Origin of the sequence: Methylomarinovum tepidoasis, assembly GCF_030294985.1 — a bacterium.
Taxonomy (GTDB): Bacteria; Pseudomonadota; Gammaproteobacteria; order Methylococcales; family Methylothermaceae; genus Methylohalobius; species Methylohalobius tepidoasis.
This window is the reverse complement of the sequence record NZ_AP024718.1, coordinates 2189109-2207952: the sequence shown is the minus strand read 5'-3', so window position 1 is coordinate 2207952 and position 18844 is coordinate 2189109. Positions and strand designations below refer to the sequence as shown.

The window sequence follows — 18844 nt, the reverse complement described above, 5'->3', positions numbered from 1 at the left end:
ATGAAAACGAAATCTTTGATGGCGGTCGTGGTCGTGGTCCAAGTTGCAACCCTGGGTGTTGCCCGGGCGGATTTGTTGGATCAATTGCAGGGTGGCGGCATAGGAGGGGTCAGCCTCGGTGGGATAGGTAGTTCGGATACGGGTGGAAACGCGCAGGACAATGGGTCGGCCAATAACACCACAGGTACAGGGTCGGGGGTGGATAGTGGAAGCCCTGATTCTGGAGATGCCAACCAGGGTGGCGGTGGCACTGCCGCTCCCTCGATTTCCGAATTGGAGCCCAATGACAGCCGTGAAACGGCAACGCCGTTGATTCCTGCTGAGGATTTCTCAGGCGATGCTGGGCCAGGGGACGAAGATTGGTTCGCCTTCCAGGCGACCGGTGCCAACTCGGTTATGGAAATCTCCATCCCCGCCCAGGATGGGGCGTGGCAGATGGTAATAACGGACAGCCAGGGCAGGGAACTGGCGACGCTGAACGGCGGCGAGGATGCCCGCCGTTATGTACTGGCCTTGTCAGCGTCAGGTGCTTATTTTGTGAAGATTCAGGCATCATCTTCGGTCTCTTACCGGTTTTCCATCGGCGGCGACCAATTGAGCCCGCCGGGAGGATCGCTGTTCGATCAGCTGATGCTGACGGCGATCCGGGAGGTGGAGCCGAACGATAGCTTCCGCGAAGCCAGAACCCTCATTCCCGGCTCGCCGGTGTTGGGGGATTTCGCCAGTACCGAAGATCAGGGCTGGTTTATTTTTTCAACTACAACGGACGCAATAATTATTCCTACTTTAGAATTGGAATTACCCGCCCAGGCTGGCCGCTGGCGGCTTTCCCTGCTCGATCAGGAAGGCAACCTCGTGGCCCAGTGGGACAGCGATCCCAACCGGGACCAGAATTTTCGATTGCCCCTGAATAAAGGGACGGACTATTATCTGAGGGCAGAACCTTTGGAATCCTCTAGCCAGCCTTACCTTTTTCAGGCCGGCGGTGACGGCATCCTTCCCTGGCAGTCGCCTTCCCGTTACAACCAGCTGATACAATCCGCCGCCGTGGAAGTGGAGCCGAACGATCATCGCCTAGCGGCGGTGCCGATCGAAGCGGGGGCCGTTACCGGGCAGCTGAGCAGTGCTTCGGATCAGGATTGGTACCAGCTGCGAACCACGGCGGCTGATGTCCTGGTGAACCTGGAGGTGCCGGCCGCGCCGGGCGGCGGTGTCTGGCAACTGACGCTGATGGACGCCGGCGGCAACGTGCTGTCGAGCTGGCAAACGCCGACGGAAGGGGTTCTGAGGGCTTCCGCCCGGCTGGCGTGGGCCGATACCTATTATCTCTCGGTCACGGCGGCGGGAGACGGCGCCTCTCAGGAAGCCTATGTGTTCTCCCTCACCGGAGAGTCCCTGGGCGATCCAGGGATCCGCAATCCGCTGGCGAATTTCCACGACGTGGAAGTGGAGCCGAATGACACGCCTGATCAGGCAAATCCCTTGGCTGCCGCAGCGGCGATCCGGGGGCAGTTGCTCTATGACGATGTTGACTGGTTCCGTTTCGAAGTCGCCGAACCGGGTTATGAGATCGCTTTTCTCGAGCTGTGTCCGCCGGGTAGTCCCTGTACTTTAGATGCGGGAAGCAGTTGGGTCGCGCTGGTTTTTGACGGCGCCAAGTTGACCCCGGAGATGCTTGGGCAGCCCGGTGTCTGTATGGATGGGGATAGCCCGATGCCATCTCAATATCTGTACGCCCAAGCAGATTCCGGCGTGTTCGGAGAGGCGCTGATCGCCAGTATCGACCCCAGCTTTGGAGGCAACAATCAGTTGGAATTAGGCTTCCATCAGCCGGGGACCTATTATGTCGCCATCCTGACCCGGTCGGAACGAACGGAGGATGGTAAAGTGAAATGCACCCAACTTTTCAGCGATGACATGTACCAGTTCAACTTCACGTTAAGGGGACTGGCGCCTTTGACGGAGGACAATGCCCTGATCGCGACCCTCCAGGGTGAGGAGTTGTCGGTTCCTGTTGTCCAGGTAGGAGAGCAGCTCTATTCGGCGCGCCTGCAGCGGGTAAGCGATCAGGATGGGCAGATGCGTTTCGAGTTGATCAAGGCGGTGCCGCTGGAGAACGCCCTGGAAAGGCTGGATTATGAGCCTTTGACCGGGCGGCGGACATGGACCACGTTGGAGGGCGACATCGCCCACATTCCCCTGGTGGAGTTCAATGGCCGTTATTATGCGGCGGATCTGCAAATCTCGCAGGAGGGAGGAAAGACGGTGTTGCGGGTATTGCGCGCGAACCGTTTGGATTAATGCCCGAGGCGGGAGTGCGGCCGAACGCCGCAGGCGGCTCGAAGGGTGGCGGGCAGGATGCCCGCCATTGTCAACACCGAAGCTTTTTGTCCACATTTCACTGATTCGAGATGTCCTGTTTTCAACGATTTCTTGCTTGGCTGATCAGACCATGTGAGTCGGTCGCTTGCCTCCTTACAGGTTCCGGTGGGTTGACAGGTTCGGTGCACGTCGATGAAGGCATCTAGCGCCACCCAACACGTGTCAAACCCGTGAGATTGTATACAACCTGCCATAAGACGCCGCTTATCCCCCGGGAAAAACACACAGCGCAATTCGATTTAAGGGCGCAGGCAGCGGCCGGTGAGGGCGTCGAAGATGGGGGTGGGGCGTTCGAGGCCGCCGAGCGGACCGGGGACCGGCAATAGCTCCGGCCGGCCGCGGAAATACCGCCGCACTTCGAGCAGGCAGCGGGCCGGGCGGTGGCCGGCGGGATTGGCGCTGGTGGACACCAGCGGGCCGCCGAAGGCGCGGCACAGTTGGGCGGCGACCGGATGAGCGGTGACCCGGCAGGCGAGGGTGGGGCGCTTTCCCCGCAGCCATTCCGGCGCCAGTGGGGAGGCGGGTAGGATCCAGGTGACCGGTCCCGGCCAGGTTTCGAGCAGTCTTTCCACCACGGTTTCCGAAGGAAGGTGGACGAACGGCAGCAGCTGCTCGATATCGGCGGCGATCAGGATCAGGCCCTTGTCCGCCGGCCGGCCTTTCAGCGCCAGAACGGTCTCGACCGCCGCCTGATTCCAGGGGTCGCAGCCGAGGCCGTAGACGCCCTCGGTGGGATAGGCGATCACCCCGCCGCGGCGCAGGTGACCGACGATGAGCCGCAGACGCCAGCGGAATAGGATCATGGTGTTGCTTTGAGATGCAGAAGCCGACCGGAGGGGGTGGCAGTCAGGGCGTACTCGGCCTGGATGGCCGAGTTCGAGTCTCCACGGATGGATTCACGACGTCCCTGACTGCCACCCCCTCCGGCCGGCCAGAACATGGCAGGGAAATTATCCGGTCCCGGCGGCGGCCGCTTCCACCGCTTCGGCTTCCTCGTAAGGGGCGGTGTAACCGCAGTGCTTCTGCGGGCAGACCTTCTCCGTGCCCCGCCGTTTGGTGGTCTTGAGGATCAGTATTGGCCAGCCGCACTCGGGGCAGGGTTCGGCCAGGGGCGGGTTCCAGACCGCGTAGCGGCACTTGGGATAGGTGGCGCAGGAATAGAAGATCTTGCCCCCGCGCGACTTGCGCTTGAGCAGGTTACCCTGATGGCACTGGGGGCATTCGACGCCGGTGTCCTCCGGTTTTTCCAGCGGCTCGATGTAGCGGCACTTGGGATAGCCGCTGCAGCCGATGAACTTGCCGTAGCGGCTGACCTTGATCTGCAGCGGCTCGCCGCATTCGGGGCACTGGCGGTCCAGGGTTTCCGGTTCCCGGGGCTGGCCGTCGCCGTCCAGGTTGCGGGTGTACTTACACTCGGGGAAGTTGGTGCAGCCGATAAAACGGCCGTTGCGTCCCAGGCGGATCGACAGCTGGCCGCCGCACTCGGGGCACTTCTCGTCCAGAGCCTCCTGGGTGACGTCCTTGCGCTGGACGCTGCTGTCCTTGTCCTGCACCAGGCGCTTGAAGGGTTCCCAGAAGTGCTTCAGCAGGCCGATCCACTTCTTCTCGCCGCGCGACACCGCATCGAGCTCGTCCTCCAGTCCGGCGGTGAAGTGATAGTCCACGTAACGGGTGAAGTGCTCGGTCAGGAACTTGTTGACGATGCGGCCGATGTCGGTGGGCTTGAAGCGCTTGTTCTCCAGTACCACGTATTCGCGGTTAAGCAAGGTGGAGATGATGCTGGCGTAGGTGGAGGGACGGCCGATGCCGTATTCCTCCAGCGCCTTCACCAGACTGGCCTCGGTGTAGCGGGGCGGCGGTTCGGTGAAGTGCTGGTCGGCGAGGATGTCCTCCAGTGCCACCTGCTGGCCTTCCTGCAGCGGCGGCAGGATTTTGTCGCCGTCCTCTCCGTTGCCGTCGTCCTTGCCTTCCTGGTACACCGCCATGAAGCCCGGATGGGCGATGGTGGAGCCGGTGGCGCGGAACAGGTTGGTGTCGTTGCCGCAGGCCAGATCCACCGCCACGGTGTTCAGGGTGGCGTGGATCATCTGGCAGGCGACGGTACGTTTCCAGATCAGCTCGTAGAGTTTGTACTGCTCCGCCGTCAGGTACGGCTTGACCTGCTCCGGCAGCCGTTTGACCGATGTGGGGCGGATGGCCTCGTGGGCCTCCTGGGCGTTCTTGGATTTGGCCTTGAACACCCGGGGCTTGGGCGGCAAGTTGTCCTTGCCGTACTTCGATGCGATCAGGTCGCGAATCTCCGCCACCGCCTCCTGAGCCAGCTGGGTGGAGTCGGTGCGCATGTAGGTGATGAGACCGACGGTCTCGCCGCCGATGTCGATGCCTTCGTACAGCTGCTGCGCCACCGACATGGTACGGCGGGTGGTGAAGCCGAGCTTGCGCGCCGCCTCCTGTTGCAGGGTGGAGGTGATGAAGGGCGGCGCCGGGTTGCGGCGGCGCTGCTTCTTTTCCACCTTGACCACGGTAAGCCGGCCCTGGGCCAGATCCAGCAGGGTCTGGCGCACCTGATGGGCTTGGTCGGCGTCGGTGAAGCTGAACTGCTTGACCTTTTCGCCCTGGTACTGCAGCAGGCGGGCTTTGAAGGGCTTTTCCTTCGCCTTGCAGGCGGCCTCGATGGTCCAGTATTCCTGGGGCTCGAAGTTCTCGACCTCGATCTCGCGCTCGACGATCATCCGCAGCGCCGGGCTCTGCACCCGGCCAGCGGAAAGCCCGCGGCGGATCTTGCGCCACAGCAGCGGCGACAGGTTGAAGCCCACCAGATAATCCAGCGCCCGGCGCGCCTGCTGGGCGTTGACCAGATTCATGGAGATCTCGCCGGGATGCTTGAGTGCCTCCTGCACCGCCCGCTGGGTGATCTCGTGGAACACGATGCGGTGGGCGGGTTTGTCCTTGATGGATTTGTCCTGCTTGAGGATCTCCAGAATGTGCCAGGAGATCGCCTCGCCCTCGCGGTCCGGGTCGGTGGCAAGGAAGAGGGCGTCGGCCTGCTTGGCCGCCTGCTTCAGGGTCTGGACGTGCTTTTTGTTTTTGTCGATGAGTTCGTATTTCATCGCGAAATCGCGCTCGGGATCGACCGCCCCCTCTTTGGGGACGAGATCGCGCACGTGTCCGTAGGAGGCCAGGACCTTGAAGCCGGGCCCCAGGTACTTGGCGATGGTTTTCGCCTTGGCGGGCGATTCGACGATGACGAGATTCTGAGCCATTCGGTTCGGATGGGTTAGGTTGAAGGGTTTAATGCAGGGCGACCGGCGTGGTGCCGTAGACCAGGTCTTCCATGCGGGCGAAGGCCGCTTCCTGGTCCGGTTGGCTGAACAGCACCATGAGGACGATCCATTTGAGGTTTTCCAGGGTCAGTTCCTCGGCGCTGAGCGCCATGGCCCGGTCGATGACCAGCTCCCGGTTAGACGGGGTGAGGATACCGGTTTGTTCCAGAAACAGCAGCAGCCCACGGCATTCCTGATTCAGTTTGGCCTGCTCTTCCGGCGCGTAGACGCGGAAGGTGGGCATGGTGGTCTGGATCGGCTGGCCGCAGGTGAGCGATTCCAGCCAGCCAAACGCCTTGTCGATGTCGCGCTCGGGAAAGCCGGCGGCGACCAGTTCGTTGCGGAGCGAATCCGGATCGGGCATGCGTTCCGGATCTTCGTCCATGTAGTTCTCGAACAGGTACAACAACACGTCAAACACGTTTTCTTTCATGATTCTTTCCTGGGCCGTGGGCCGATTAACGAATCCGTTGATAACACCCGCCTGCGGCTGCGGCGATGTGACCTTCCAGTTCGAGGATCAGCAGCATCGAGGCCAGATCCTCCGGCGTCATGCCGGTGCGTTCCACCAATTGGTCCACTGACGTGGGAGCGTAATCGATTTTAGCCAATAAGTCCCGATAATCGTCACTAAGTTCATCGCCGGGCGTCACCGCAGGGGGATTGTCGGCGATCGGTGGGGATGTGGCAAGCAGGCCGAGGGCGGTGACGATGTCCTCCACGGTTTCCACCAGGTGGGCGCCGTCGCGGATCAGCGCGTTGCAGCCCTTGGCCTGGGGATTGTGAATGTCGCCGGGGACCGCCAGCACCTCGCGGTCCTGTTCCAGGGCATAGCGGGCGGTGATCAGGGAACCGCTGTGGCGGGCCGCCTCCACCACCAGGGTGCCGAGGGCGAGACCGGCCATCACCCGGTTGCGCCGGGGAAAATGCTGGGCCCGCACCGGCGTGCCGGGCGGGAATTCTGACACGATCGCCCCGCCGCTGGCAATCTCACCTGCCAACTGCTTGTGGCGGGCGGGATAGACGCGGTCGGGCCCGGTGCCGATGACGGCGACGGTGGCGCCGCCGTGCAGGGCCCCGCGATGGGCGGCGGCGTCGATGCCTAGGGCCAGCCCGCTGGTGACCACCAGACCTAGGGCCGCCAGTTCGGCGGCGAAGGATTCGGCGTTCCGGCGACCGCCGGGAGTGGGATGGCGGCTGCCGACGATGGCGATCTGGGGCCGTTGCAGCAGTGCCGGATCGCCGCACACGAACAGCACCGGCGGCGGGGAGGGAATGGTCCTCAGCTGCGGCGGGTAACGCGGGTCCGGCAACGGTAGGATGTGACAGTCGGGCTGCTGTCCCCACTGCAGGCTGCGTTCGACCTGTTCCCAGCGGGGAGATAAGAGGGCGTCGACGGTGGCGTGGGGCAGGCCCAGTTCCCGCAGGACGGCGGCGGGCTGCCCGAAGACCGCCGCCGGGGAGGAGAAGTGGTGCAGCAGGGCGGTGATGCGTTGCCCGCCCAGACCCGGGGTCTGGGCCAGGGCAAGCCAGCAGTGCAGGTCGTCTTGGTTCAAGCGTCCGGGGCGGTGACCAGATCGCCGATGTGAATGGCCCGCATCGCCTTCATGACGATGCCGTAGCTGACCCGTTCGAAGGGACGGAAGATCATCACCCAGCCCTCTTCCTCGTCCGGCAGCGTGACCCATTCCGGCGAACGGCGGTCCAGATTGTCCAGCACCCTGACCCCGTGGCGCCAGACCTTCAAGACATGGCCTTTCTGCAGGCCGTCGCGCGTGCCGCGGTCGATGACGACCAGCGCGTACTGACCGATCTGGGAAACGCCGTCGAGCACCTTGACGATGTGGCCGCGCACCGATTTCGGGGCCGGCTGCGGATAGTAGTCCAGCGCCAGCTGCTCGGTGCCCACCGGCAGCAGCCGGTCGCCCACCAGGATCTCGCGGACGCTGCGGTCCACCTCCAGCACGGCCGGATCGCCGCGCTGCCGCAGGTGGCTGTCGGCGACGTAGAGGGCGTTGTAGCCGAGGACTTCCTTGGTTTCCGGATCGCGGATGGCATCGTCGGGGCGGAATACGGTGTAACTGTCCTCGGTGGCGTTTTCCGGGAAGCGGCGGACGTATAGGGTGTCACCGCTGCCGCCGATGAGGCGGTTGTCCGCCAGGCTGATGATGTAAGGTGCGGTTTCCAGCTCCTGCCGGCTGACCACCTTGGGGGTGGTGAGGAACTGGCGCACCGCCTCGTAAGGGATGGTCGGGATCGCCTGGGTAACAGGACGTTCGCGGATGGTCGGTGCCAGCTTCTCCACGCCGGGCGGCGGGTTTTCCCGCTGCAGGGTCAGATAGGGACGGCCGTTGTCGAATTGCAGCACCAGGACGTCGCCGGGATAGATCCAGTGCGGATTTTTGATCCGGGGATTGGCCTTCCAGATCTTGGGCCAGTCCCAGGGGTTTTTCAGAAACCGGGCGGCGATGTCCCATAGGGTGTCGCCCTTGACGACGGTGTAGCGCTGCGGATGATCGGCCGCCAGTGGCACCTCGGCGGCCTGGATGGCGGCGATGCAGCAGCCGAGCACGAGGACGAGACAGAAACGGCGAAGGCGGTGCATGACGGCGATCCCTCCTGTGCGGGCGAAGAAACTTTGGTTCATGGTTGCGGTCCGTATTCAGGAACGACTCCAAGGGCGTCGTTCAAAGTCTAGATCAATTCGGCTAGAATGCCAGGCAAACAGTAGTGTGAGGATTCAAATCATGGCCCGCTTGGAGATTCTGGAATTTCCCGACGAGCGCCTGCGCAAGAAGGCGACGCCCGTGGCGGCGGTGGACGACAGGATCCGTCGTCTGGTGGACGACATGTTCGAAACCATGTATGCGGCGCCCGGCGTGGGCCTGGCGGCGACCCAGGTGAACGTGCACAAGCGGGTGATCGTCATCGACGTCTCTGAGGACAAGGATCGGCCCCTGTGCCTCATCAATCCGGAGATCCTCGAACGCGATGGGGCCTGTGAGCAGGAGGAAGGCTGCCTGTCGGTGCCGGGAATCTTCGAGAAGGTACACCGCGCCGAGCGCATCAAGGTGAAGGCCCTCGACCGCGAGGGAAATCCCTTCGAACTGGAGGCCGACGGTTTGCTGGCGGTGTGCATCCAACACGAGATCGACCACCTGGACGGCAAGTTGTTCGTCGATTATCTCTCCCCCCTCAAGCGCCAGCGCATCCGCAAGAAACTGATCAAGGCCAAACGCCAGAGCCGCGAGAAAACCCCGGCGGCCGCCGCCGTCTGATGCGTATCGTCTTCGCCGGCACGCCGCAGTTCGCCGTCCCCAGCCTCGAGGCTTTGCTGGCTTCGGGGCACGAAGTCGTCGCCGTCTACACCCAGCCGGACCGCCCTGCCGGGCGGGGGCGCCGGCTGCGTCCCAGCCCGGTCAAGGAACTGGCCCTGCGGCACCGGCTCCCGGTGCACCAGCCCCGGACCTTGCGCGATCCGAAGGCCATCGAGGATTTCACCCGTCTCAAGCCGGACCTGCTGGTGGTGGCCGCCTATGGCCTGATCCTGCCGGGGGAAATGCTGGAGATCCCCACCCTGGAGGCCATCAACGTCCATGCCTCCCTGCTGCCGCGCTGGCGCGGTGCGGCGCCGATCCAGCGCGCCATCCTCGCCGGCGACCGGGAAACCGGCGTCACTATCATGCAGGTGGTCGAGGCCCTGGATGCCGGGCCGATGCTGTTGAAGAAGGCCACCCCCATCGGCCCGCGGGAAACCGCCGGGCAATTGCACGACCGCTTGGCCGGCCTGGGGGCCGAGGCGTTGCGGGAAGTCCTGCCGGCGCTGGCCACCGGCCGAATCGAGGCGGAACCGCAGAACGAAGCCGGAGCCACGTATGCGGCCAAGATCACCAAGGAGGAGGCCCGTCTGGACTGGCGGCGTTCGGCCTGGGAGCTGGACCGGGCGGTGCGGGCTTTCAATCCCTGGCCGGTAGCCTGGACCCGGTTCCAGGATCAGGTGCTGCGCGTCTGGCAGGCGGAACCCTTGGACCTGCCCGCCGGGGCCGAGCCGGGCACCGTCGTCCTCGCCCGCAAGGGGCTGGAGGTGGCGTGTGGGGAAGGGCGCCTACGGCTGCTGGAGGTGCAGCTTCCCGGCGGCCGTCCTCTGCCTGCCGCCGCTTTCGTCAATGCCCACCCGTGCCAGGGGTTGCATCTCGAGTGAGCCGTCTGCGCCGCCTTGCGGCCGATGTGGTGCGTCGGGTCGAGGAAGGCCAGGCGCTGGACGAAGCGCTGGTGGCGATCGTGCCGCAGGATCTGGCCGGGCGTGATCGCGCCTGGGTACAGGCGGCGTGCTATACCACGGTGCGCTGGTATCACCGCCTCGACTTCATTCTCTGCCAGCTGCTCGCCAAGCCGCTGAAAGACCGCCGGATCCGGGCCTTGGCGCTGGTGGGACTGGCCCAGCTGGGCCACATGGCGGTCAAGCCCCATGCGGCTGTGGCCGAAACCGTGGCCGCCGCCGGCCGCCGCAAGGCCTGGGCCCGGTCGTTGCTCAACGCCGTGCTGCGCAATTATCTGCGCCGCCGTGACGAATTGGAGACGGCCGCCGACGCCGATTACGAAGCGGCCTACAGCCATCCGGCCTGGCTGCGGCGGCGGATCGAGGCGGCTTGGCCGGAAGAGGTCTTGGGCATCCTCCAGGCCAACAACCGCCAGGCGCCGATGACCCTGCGGGTCAATCTGCAGCGCATCGAGCCGGATGCCTACCGGCGGCAGCTGGCACAGGCGGGTCTGGATGCGCGGCCCGTGCCCGGCGTGCCGTCGGCCCTGGTCCTTTCCCGGCCGGTGCCGGTGGAAGCCCTGCCGGGGTTCGCGGAAGGGTGGGTTTCGGTACAGGACGCCGCCGCCCAACTGGCCGCCTCGCTGCTGGATCTGCGCCCCGGGCAGCGGGTGCTCGACCTGTGCGCCGCACCCGGCGGCAAAAGCGCGCATATGCTCGAGATCTGTCCCGGCCTGGCGGAGCTGGTCGCCGTCGATGCCGTGGCCGAACGCCTGGAAAAGGTTCGGGAGAACCTCCGACGCGGACGCTTCGACACCCCGGTGACCCTGGTTTGCGGCGATGCCCGCCGCCCCCGGGACTGGTGGGGCGGCCGCCCCTTCGACCGCATTCTCATCGACGCCCCCTGTTCCGCCACCGGCGTGATCCGCCGCCATCCGGACATCAAGTTGCTGCGCCGGGATGCGGACATCGCCGCGCTGGCGTGCACCCAGGCGGAGATGCTGGCGGCGTGCTGGCCCCTGCTGCGAGCGGGTGGCCGCCTGGTTTACGCCACCTGCTCGATCCTGCCCGAGGAAAACGCCGGCCAGCTGGCCGCCTTCCTCTCCGCCCGGGAGGATGCCCGGGTCATCCCCCTCGAAGCCGACTGGGGCCGGGAAAGCGGCCCCGGCCGCCAGATCCTGCCGGGGGAACGGGAAATGGACGGTTTCTATTACGCCTGCCTGGAACGATGCGCCTGATCGGACTGCTCCTGGGGCTGTGGACGCTGTCGGTGACGTCGGCCGGGGACTACGGTTTCCGCATTCGCCAGGCCAGTCTGGCGCGTGAAGGGGAGCTGACGCTGTTGAGCGCCGTCATCGACTACCGCTTCAGCCCCGCCCTGATCGACGCCTTGCGTCACGGGGTTCCCCTGGTGCTGACCGTCGATGCCTGCATCCACAGGCCCCGCCGCGGCCTCTGGGACGAAACCCTGTGGTGCCGGGCGCTGGACTTCCGGCTGCAATATTATCCGCTGGCTCAGGTTTACCGGGTGGTGGATGAAACCCACCGGTTCCAGCGCAGTTTTCCCCGCCTCGATGCCGCCCTGGCGGCGCTGGGGCGGCTGGAGGCCATCGCGCTGCCGCCACCGCAGCCCCGGTTTCCCCGCCGCGGTTACGCCACCGTGCGGGTGCGGCTGAACATCGAACGGCTTCCCTGGGCGCTGCGTCCCCAGGCCTATTTCTCTCCCGACTGGTTCCTGCGTTCCAAGCGTTACCGATGGCCGCTCGACGGATGAGGATTCCCTTAAGCCTCGGGGTGCTGGTGTTGTTCGCCATCATCCTGGTGCCCCTGCATTTGATGAGCTCGGCCACCCAGGCGGCTTCCGAACTCAACCGCTGGTATTCGTGGCTGCTGCTCATCAACGTCGTCGGCAGTCTATTGCTGCTGGGGCTGGTGGCGGCCAACCTCTGGTGGCTGGTGCGCCAGTTCCGCAAGCGGGCGGCTGGTTCGCGGCTGGCGCTCAGGATGGTGTTGCTGTTCGTGTTCCTGGCCCTGACCCCGGCCACCATCGTGTTCTACTACTCGTTCCAGTTCCTCCACCGCAGTATCGACAGCTGGTTCGACGTGGAGATCGACCGCGCCATGGACAGTTCCCTCGAACTGAGCAAGGCGGCCCTGAAACAGCGCATGCGCACCCTGCTCGAACGCACCCAGCACCTGGGCGAGGCGTTGGCGCAGGTGCCGGAGGACGTGCGGGTCATCGAACTGGATCGCCTGCGGTCCCGCAGCGATGCGGCGGAACTGACCCTGTTGACCCGCCAGGGGCGCATCGTCGCCGTCAGCAGCGGTAGCGCCGATCTGATCCTGCCGAGCCTGCCGGACATCTCCCTGCTGACGCTGGCGCGCCGTTCCGGCTATGTGGGGCTGGACCCGGCGCCGGGGCCGGTGGTGGACCGCAACGCCACCTCGCTGCTGCAGATCCGGGTGCTGGTGCCGGTCGAGCTGGACGCGCCCTATTTCCTCCAGGCCCTCTACCCGTTGCCGGCGCGCCTCAACCGGCTGGCGCACACCGTGGAGCAGGCCTATGCCCACTATCAGCAGATGGTCTATCTGCGCCAGTCGCTCAAGTTCAGCTTTTCCCTGACCCTGGCTTTGATCCTGTCGCTGAGCATGCTGGCGGCGATCTGGGCGGCTTTCCTGAGCATCCGCCGCATCGTCGCGCCAGTGAAGATGCTGGTCCAGGGGACCCGGGCGGTGGCCCAAGGCAACCTGGACAAACGTTTGCCGATCCTGCAGAAGGACGACATGGGCTTTCTGGTCAGCTCCTTCAACACCATGACCGCCCACCTGGCCCGCGCCCGCGACGAGGCGGAGCGCTCGCGCCGTGAAGTCGAGGACCAGCGCGCCTATCTGGAGACGGTGCTGGGGCATCTGTCCTCCGGAGTGCTGACCCTCAACGAGCAGACCCGCCTCAACACCGCCAACCAGGCGGCACAAGCCATCCTCGGCATCGACTTTCAGGCCGTCCGCGGTCAGCCCCTTCGGGCCCTGGGGGAAGCCAATCCGGCGCTGAAGGATCTGGTCAGGCGCATCCGCGATCACCTGCTGGAGCGGGACGGGGTCTGGCAGGAGGAGATCCATCTCGATGCCGGGCACGGGCAGAAGGTGTTGCTGTGCCGCGGTAGCTGCCTGCTCGGCGCCGACGGCCGTCGCCTGGGGGCGGTGCTGGTGTTCGACGACATCACCACTCTGGTGCAGGCGCAGAAACACGCCGCCTGGAGCGAGATGGCCCGGCGGTTGGCCCACGAGATCAAAAACCCCCTGACGCCGATCCAGCTGGCCGCCGAACGCCTGCAGCACAAGCTCGGTCCCCAGGTGGACGAACGTGGCGGGCAGGTGCTCGAACGTTCGACCCGCACCATCGTCCAACAGGTGGAGGCGCTCAAGGATATGGTCAACGCCTTCTCCGAATATGCCCGGCTGCCGAAGCTCAAACGCCAACCGGTGGATCTGGGTATACTGATAGACGAGGTGGTGACCCTGTATCCCCCGACCGCCGGCGTCGAAATCGACGTGGATCTGCCGCCGGAGCTGCCGGTATTGCAGGCCGACCCGTTGCGTTTGCGCCAGGTGCTCCACAATTTGATCAAGAACGCCCTGGAAGCCGGCCAGCCGCCGGTCCATGTGGAGATCGGGGCCCGCATGACCGAATCCCAGGGACAGCCCTGGCTGGAATGGTGGGTGTGCGACGACGGCCCGGGCATCGAGCCGCAGCGCGCCCGGCAGATCTTCGATCCCTACGTGACCACCAAGTCCAAGGGAACGGGGCTGGGGCTGGCGATCGTGCGCAAGATCATCGAGGAACACGGCGGCTCGATCCAGCTCGATCCGGCCTGGCGCGAGGGGGCCAGATTCATCATAAGACTGCCGATCGCTACGGCGAACCAGGAACACAGCCATGCATGACACGACCATTCTCGTCGTCGACGACGAACCGGACATCTGCCAACTGCTGCAGGACATCCTGGAAGACGAGGGCTACCAGGTGGTGACCGCCGCCAACGGTGCCGAGGCCCGCAGGCAATGGCGCGAGGTGCGCCCGGACCTGGTGCTGCTCGACATCTGGATGCCGGACGTGGACGGTGTCACCCTCCTCAAGGAATGGATGGAGGCGGATGACAACCCCGGCCCGGTGGTGATGATGTCGGGACACGGCACGGTGGAGACGGCGGTGGAGGCCACCCGCCTGGGGGCCTTCGACTATCTGGAGAAGCCCCTGTCGATGGGCAAGATCCTGGCCACCGTGGAACGGGCGCTGGAATCGGCCCGCAGCCGTCGCCAGCCGGCTTCCCCGGCGGAAACCGAATACGTCGAGCCGGTGGGGAAAAGCGCGGTGATGACCCAGCTGCGCGATCAGGTCAAGCGCCTGGCCCAGTACGACACCCGGGTGCTGCTGGTGGGGGAGCCGGGCACCGGAAAGGAGACCTTCGCCCGCTATCTGCACCACCACAGCCTGCGCCGCGAAGGACCGTTCGTGGCGGTCGGCGTCGGCACCATCGCGCCGGAGTTTTCCGCGGTGGAGTTCTTCGGCAAGGAGGAGGGCGGCGCCGTCCACCGGGGGCTGCTGGAACAGGCCCACGGCGGCATTCTGTTCCTCGACGAGGTGGGGGACATGGACCCGGAAACCCAATTGCGTCTGGTCAGCGCCCTGGAATCCAAGACCTTCCTTAGGGTCGGTGGCAGCGAGCAGGTTCAGGTGGACGTGCGGGTGGTGGCCTCGACCCGGCGCAATCTGGAAGACGAGGTCAAGGCCGGCCGCTTCCGCAAGGATCTGTATTACCTGCTCAACGAGGTGGTGCTGACTCTCCCGCCCCTGCGTCAGCACAGCGAGGACGTGCCGGAATTGCTCAACTTTTACGTTGACCGTTTCGTCACTCGGGAGAAACTGGCCTTCCGCCGTTTTCCGGTGGCGGTGCAGAACTTCCTGCGCAACTACGCCTGGCCCGGCAACGTGCGCGAGCTCAAGAACCTGGTCCACCGCCTGCTGATCCTCGGCAGCGGCGAGGAGGTGGAGCTGGACGAGGTCAAGACCGCCCTGGGCGAGATCGTCACCCGGGAGGCCAGCGACGCGCCGGAATTCTACGACTTGCCGTTGAAAGAGGCGCGCGAACGCTTCGAGAAAGCCTATCTCGAGTATCATCTGGAAAAGCACGGCGGCAGCGTGGCACGCCTGTCCCAGGCCATTGGCATGGAGCGCACCCACCTGTACCGCAAGCTCCATTCCCTGGGAATCAAGTTCAAGGACAAACGCGGATGAATATTCCGAAGGAGAAAGCATCATGAGCGAGATTCTGAATCTCAAGCCCCCTGCCGCCTGGCAGTTCATGCAGGAGCACCCCGACGCGGTGCTGATCGACGTGCGCACCACCTGCGAGCATCTGTTCGTCGGCCGCCCGGTCGGCGCGGTGCTGGTACCCCTGAAGGACGGCCTGCCGATGCAGCCCAATCCCCATTTCGTGCAGTCGGTCAAAGAGATCGTCCCCGATCCGTCCACCCCCATCCTGTTCCTGTGCCGCAGCGGTCACCGTTCCCTGGAAGCGGCCAGACTGATGGCCGCCGAAGGCTACCGGACCCTGGTCAACATCGACGAGGGTTTCGAGGGGCCGCTGGACGACAACAAACACCGCAGTACCCTCGGCGGCTGGCGTTTCCACGGCCTGCCGTGGGAGCAAAACTGATCCAATACATTGGGAGACCGTGTGATCCAAAACATTCGCAACATCGCCATCATCGCCCACGTCGACCACGGCAAGACCACCCTGGTGGACAAGCTGCTGCAGCAGTCGGGGACCTTCGCCGAGCACGCTCAGGTCGCCGAACGGGTGATGGATTCCAACGAGCTCGAACGCGAGCGCGGCATCACCATTCTGGCCAAGAACACCGCCATCCGCTGGAACGGCTACCGCATCAACATCGTCGATACCCCAGGTCACGCCGACTTCGGCGGCGAGGTGGAGCGGGTGCTGTCGATGGTCGATTCGGTGCTGCTGCTGGTGGACGCGGTGGAAGGGCCTATGCCTCAGACCCGCTTCGTGACCCAGAAGGCCCTGGCGCGGGGGCTCAAGCCCATCGTGGTCATCAACAAGATCGACCGGCCCGGCGCCCGCCCCGACTGGGTGCTGGACCAGACTTTCGATCTCTTCGACCGCCTCGGCGCCAGCGACGAGCAGCTCGACTTCCCGGTGATCTACGCCTCCGCCCTCAAGGGTTACGCCGCACTGGAGGCGGAGGTGTGCGAAGGCGACATGAGACCGCTCTTCGAAACCATCGTCGCGCAGGTGCCGCCGCCCCCGGTGGAAGTGGACGGGCCGCTGCAGCTGCAGGTTTCCAGCCTGGATTACGACAGTTACGTGGGCGTGATCGGCATCGGCCGTATCCAGCGCGGGCGGCTGGCGCGCAACCAGACCGTCACCGTGGTGGACCGCGAAGGAAAGACCCGCAGCGGCAGGATCGCCAAGATCTACGGTTTCCATGGTCTGGAGCGGATCGAGGTGGAAGCGGCGGTTGCCGGCGACATCGTCGCCTTCTGTGGCATCGAGTCGCTCAACATCTCCGACACCGTCTGCGATCCTGACCGTCCCGAGGCGTTGCCGCCTTTGACCGTGGACGAGCCCACCGTCAGCATGACCTTCCAGGTCAACACCTCGCCCTTCGCCGGGCGCGAGGGCAAGTTCCTGACCTCGCGCCACATCCGCGGACGGCTGCTGAAGGAATTGCAGCACAACGTCGCCCTGCGGGTGGAGGAAACCGAGGATCCGGACAAGTTCCGGGTTTCCGGGCGCGGCGCCCTGCATCTGTCGATCCTGATCGAGACCATGCGCCGCGAGGGATACGAGCTGGCGGTTTCCCGTCCCGAGGTGATCCTCAAGGAAATCGACGGCAAAGTGTGCGAGCCCTACGAGCGGGTCACCATCGAGGTGGACGAGGAACACCAGGGGGCGGTGATGGAGAATCTGGGCGAGCGCAAGGGAGAGCTGACCGACATGGCCGCCGACGGTCAGGGGCGGGTACGGCTCGAATATCTGATTCCCTCGCGCGGCCTGATCGGCTTCCAGACCGAATTTTTGTCGGCGACCTCCGGCAGCGGGCTGTTCTACCACGTCTTCGATCACTACGGCCCCATCAAGCCCGGCGACATCGGCCGCCGCATCAACGGCGTGCTGATCTCCAACTGCGCCGGCAAGGCGCTGGCCTACGCCCTGTTCAACCTGCAGGAGCGCGGCCGCCTGTTCATCGGTCACGGCGACGAGGTGTACGAGGGCATGATCGTCGGCATTCACGCCCGCAGCAACGACCTGGTGGTCAACCCCACCAAGGCCAAGCAGCTCACCAACATCCGCGCCGCCGGCAGCGACGAGAACCTGCTGCTGACCCCGCCGTTGCGTTTCAGCCTGGAGCAGGCGCTGGAATTCATCGACGAGGACGAGCTGGTGGAAGTGACCCCCCAGGCGATCCGCCTGCGCAAGAAGTGGCTCAAGGAGCACGAGCGCAAGCGCATGTTGCGGGCGGCGGGGTAAAAAGCGTCCCGACACGGCCGGGAGTGAATTGGCCCCGGCCGATGGGCAGGGTATGATAAGCCCCCTGTCAATATGGAGCTGATAGGTTCATGAAACCCTCCCGTCAGGCTGCGGTGCAGCGCAGCACGCTGGAAACCCGGGTCCGCGTCCATGTCGATCTCGACGGCAGCGGCCAGGGCAGGTTCGAAACCGGCGTTCCCTTCCTCGACCACATGCTCGACCAGGTGGCCCGCCACGGCGTCATCGACCTGGAAGTGGAAGCCGAGGGCGATCTCCACATCGACGCCCATCACACCGTGGAGGACATCGGTATCAGCTTGGGGATGGCCTTCGCCGAGGCGGTTGGGGACAAGAAAGGCATCTGCCGCTACGGCCATGCCTACGTGCCGCTGGACGAGGCGCTGTCGCGGGTGGTGGTGGATTTCTCCGGCCGTCCCGGTCTGGTCTACGAAGTGGACTTTCCCCGCGCCATGATCGGCCAGTTCGACGTCGATCTGCTGCGGGAATTTTTCCAAGGGTTCGTCAACCATGCCCAGGTGACGCTGCATATCGACAACCTGCGCGGCCGCAATGCCCACCACATCGCCGAGACCGTGTTCAAGGCCTTCGGCCGGGCGTTGCGCATGGCGTTGAGCGTCGATGAACGTCGCGCTTTTGAAGTGCCTTCCACCAAGGGGACGCTGGTATGAGACAGGTGGCGGTCATCGACTACGGCATGGGCAATCTCCACTCCATCGCCAAGGCCCTGCAGCACGCGGGGGAGGACGTCGAGGTGGTGGTCAGCGCCGAACCCGAGGTGATTCTGGCCGCCGAGCGGGTGGTGTTCCCCGGCGTCGGCGCCATCGCCGACTGCATGGCGGCCCTGCAGCGCCTGGGGCTGGACGAGGTCATCCGCCGGGTGGCGGCCGACCGGCCTTTACTGGGGATTTGTCTGGGGTTGCAGGCCCTGCTGGAAAAAAGCGAGGAAGGCGGCCGGGTGCGCTGTCTCGGCCTGCTGCCGGGACGGGTGATGCGTTTCCTCGCCGACCTGCGCGACGAACGCGGCTTGCCGCTGAAGATTCCCCACATGGGCTGGAACCAGGTGTGGCCGACGCGGTCCCATCCGTTGTGGGAGGGCATCGAGGCGGGCACCCGTTTCTATTTCGTGCACAGCTATTATGCCAAGCCGGCGCGCGACGAAGACGTCGCCGCGGTTTGCCGTTATCCCGATCCCTTCGCCTGCGCCCTGGCGCGGGACAACCTGTTCGCGGTCCAGTTCCATCCGGAAAAGAGTCAGTGGGCAGGTCTCAGACTACTGCAGAATTTTCTTCGTTGGACACCCTGAG

General features: G+C 64.9%; 16 protein-coding genes. 11 read left to right on the top strand and 5 right to left on the bottom strand.

Going from position 1 to position 18844, the window contains the following annotated elements; translation table 11 throughout:
• Nucleotides 1-2301: a T9SS type A sorting domain-containing protein gene (locus MIN45_RS11130; protein ID WP_286292293.1), complete on the top strand. Its 2301-nt coding sequence runs from the start codon at nt 1-3 to the stop codon at nt 2299-2301.
• A 320-nt stretch (nt 2302-2621) separates the two neighbouring features.
• On the opposite strand, the gene tsaC is transcribed toward MIN45_RS11130, so the two are convergent.
• The 5 genes from tsaC to MIN45_RS11105 all read right to left on the bottom strand — a co-directional run bounded on the left by tsaC (nt 2622) and on the right by MIN45_RS11105 (nt 8352).
• Entirely contained in the window at nt 2622-3185 is a 564-nt protein-coding gene (tsaC, locus tag MIN45_RS11125) for an L-threonylcarbamoyladenylate synthase type 1 TsaC (RefSeq protein ID WP_286292291.1), read from the bottom strand.
• A 147-nt stretch (nt 3186-3332) separates the two neighbouring features.
• Complete coding sequence (gene topA / locus MIN45_RS11120) at nt 3333-5645, bottom strand: type I DNA topoisomerase (RefSeq protein ID WP_286292289.1); 2313 nt, start codon at nt 5643-5645, stop codon at nt 3333-3335.
• Between the two features lie 28 nt (nt 5646-5673).
• On the bottom strand, nt 5674-6138 hold the full coding sequence (locus tag MIN45_RS11115) for a Smg family protein (protein ID WP_286292287.1): 465 nt from the start codon (nt 6136-6138) through the stop codon (nt 5674-5676).
• Nucleotides 6139-6163: 25 nt separating this feature from the next.
• The gene (gene dprA, locus MIN45_RS11110; RefSeq protein ID WP_286292283.1) at nt 6164-7261 is read right to left on the bottom strand and encodes a DNA-processing protein DprA; all 1098 of its coding nucleotides are present in this window, start codon (nt 7259-7261) and stop codon (nt 6164-6166) included.
• Complete coding sequence (locus tag MIN45_RS11105; protein ID WP_286292280.1) at nt 7258-8352, bottom strand: LysM peptidoglycan-binding domain-containing protein; 1095 nt, start codon at nt 8350-8352, stop codon at nt 7258-7260. The genes dprA and MIN45_RS11105 overlap by 4 nt, the downstream gene beginning before the upstream one ends.
• 100 nt (nt 8353-8452) lie before the next feature.
• Between MIN45_RS11105 and def the strand changes: the two genes are divergently transcribed.
• From def to hisH, 10 genes are all read left to right on the top strand, one after another.
• Nucleotides 8453-8983 (top strand): peptide deformylase, encoded by a 531-nt coding sequence (gene def / locus MIN45_RS11100; RefSeq protein WP_286292278.1) that lies wholly within the window; start codon nt 8453-8455, stop codon nt 8981-8983.
• On the top strand, nt 8983-9906 hold the full coding sequence (gene fmt, locus MIN45_RS11095) for a methionyl-tRNA formyltransferase (RefSeq protein ID WP_286292276.1): 924 nt from the start codon (nt 8983-8985) through the stop codon (nt 9904-9906). The genes def and fmt overlap by 1 nt, the downstream gene beginning before the upstream one ends.
• Nucleotides 9903-11201 carry a 16S rRNA (cytosine(967)-C(5))-methyltransferase RsmB gene (gene rsmB / locus MIN45_RS11090; RefSeq protein ID WP_286292273.1) on the top strand — a complete coding sequence of 433 codons (1299 nt, stop codon included), beginning with the start codon at nt 9903-9905 and terminating at the stop codon, nt 11199-11201. Before fmt ends, rsmB begins: the two co-directional genes overlap by 4 nt.
• Nucleotides 11192-11737 (top strand): DUF4390 domain-containing protein, encoded by a 546-nt coding sequence (locus MIN45_RS11085; protein WP_286292271.1) that lies wholly within the window; start codon nt 11192-11194, stop codon nt 11735-11737. The genes rsmB and MIN45_RS11085 overlap by 10 nt, the downstream gene beginning before the upstream one ends.
• Nucleotides 11734-13908, top strand: a complete 2175-nt coding sequence (locus MIN45_RS11080) for a sensor histidine kinase (protein ID WP_286292268.1) — start codon at nt 11734-11736, stop codon at nt 13906-13908. The genes MIN45_RS11085 and MIN45_RS11080 overlap by 4 nt, the downstream gene beginning before the upstream one ends.
• Nucleotides 13901-15259, top strand: coding sequence for a sigma-54-dependent transcriptional regulator (locus tag MIN45_RS11075; RefSeq protein WP_286292265.1), 1359 nt, complete (start codon nt 13901-13903; stop codon nt 15257-15259). Before MIN45_RS11080 ends, MIN45_RS11075 begins: the two co-directional genes overlap by 8 nt.
• A 22-nt stretch (nt 15260-15281) precedes the next feature.
• The gene (locus MIN45_RS11070; RefSeq protein ID WP_286292262.1) at nt 15282-15680 is read left to right on the top strand and encodes a rhodanese-like domain-containing protein; all 399 of its coding nucleotides are present in this window, start codon (nt 15282-15284) and stop codon (nt 15678-15680) included.
• Nucleotides 15681-15701: 21 nt separating this feature from the next.
• The gene (gene typA / locus MIN45_RS11065; protein WP_286292260.1) at nt 15702-17519 is read left to right on the top strand and encodes a translational GTPase TypA; all 1818 of its coding nucleotides are present in this window, start codon (nt 15702-15704) and stop codon (nt 17517-17519) included.
• 89 nt (nt 17520-17608) lie between these two features.
• A complete protein-coding gene (gene hisB, locus MIN45_RS11060; RefSeq protein WP_286292259.1) occupies nt 17609-18208 on the top strand; it encodes an imidazoleglycerol-phosphate dehydratase HisB in 600 nt (199 codons plus the stop codon).
• Complete coding sequence (gene hisH, locus MIN45_RS11055) at nt 18205-18843, top strand: imidazole glycerol phosphate synthase subunit HisH (protein WP_286292258.1); 639 nt, start codon at nt 18205-18207, stop codon at nt 18841-18843. Before hisB ends, hisH begins: the two co-directional genes overlap by 4 nt.
• The last annotated feature ends 1 nt before the right edge of the window (nt 18844 follow it).

Bases quoted from the DNA above. Each gene is read 5' to 3' on its own strand.
- MIN45_RS11080 (WP_286292268.1), top strand. From the start codon at position 11,734: ATGAGGATTCCCTTAAGCCTCGGGGTGCTGGTGTTGTTCGCCATCATC.
- topA (WP_286292289.1), bottom strand. From the start codon at position 5,645: ATGGCTCAGAATCTCGTCATCGTCGAATCGCCCGCCAAGGCGAAAACC.
- MIN45_RS11115 (WP_286292287.1), bottom strand. From the start codon at position 6,138: ATGAAAGAAAACGTGTTTGACGTGTTGTTGTACCTGTTCGAGAACTAC.
- tsaC (WP_286292291.1), bottom strand. From the start codon at position 3,185: ATGATCCTATTCCGCTGGCGTCTGCGGCTCATCGTCGGTCACCTGCGC.
- MIN45_RS11105 (WP_286292280.1), bottom strand. From the start codon at position 8,352: ATGAACCAAAGTTTCTTCGCCCGCACAGGAGGGATCGCCGTCATGCAC.
- def (WP_286292278.1), top strand. From the start codon at position 8,453: ATGGCCCGCTTGGAGATTCTGGAATTTCCCGACGAGCGCCTGCGCAAG.
- fmt (WP_286292276.1), top strand. From the start codon at position 8,983: ATGCGTATCGTCTTCGCCGGCACGCCGCAGTTCGCCGTCCCCAGCCTC.
- MIN45_RS11085 (WP_286292271.1), top strand. From the start codon at position 11,192: ATGCGCCTGATCGGACTGCTCCTGGGGCTGTGGACGCTGTCGGTGACG.
- hisB (WP_286292259.1), top strand. From the start codon at position 17,609: ATGAAACCCTCCCGTCAGGCTGCGGTGCAGCGCAGCACGCTGGAAACC.
- MIN45_RS11130 (WP_286292293.1), top strand. From the start codon at position 1: ATGAAAACGAAATCTTTGATGGCGGTCGTGGTCGTGGTCCAAGTTGCA.
- MIN45_RS11070 (WP_286292262.1), top strand. From the start codon at position 15,282: ATGAGCGAGATTCTGAATCTCAAGCCCCCTGCCGCCTGGCAGTTCATG.
- hisH (WP_286292258.1), top strand. From the start codon at position 18,205: ATGAGACAGGTGGCGGTCATCGACTACGGCATGGGCAATCTCCACTCC.
- MIN45_RS11075 (WP_286292265.1), top strand. From the start codon at position 13,901: ATGCATGACACGACCATTCTCGTCGTCGACGACGAACCGGACATCTGC.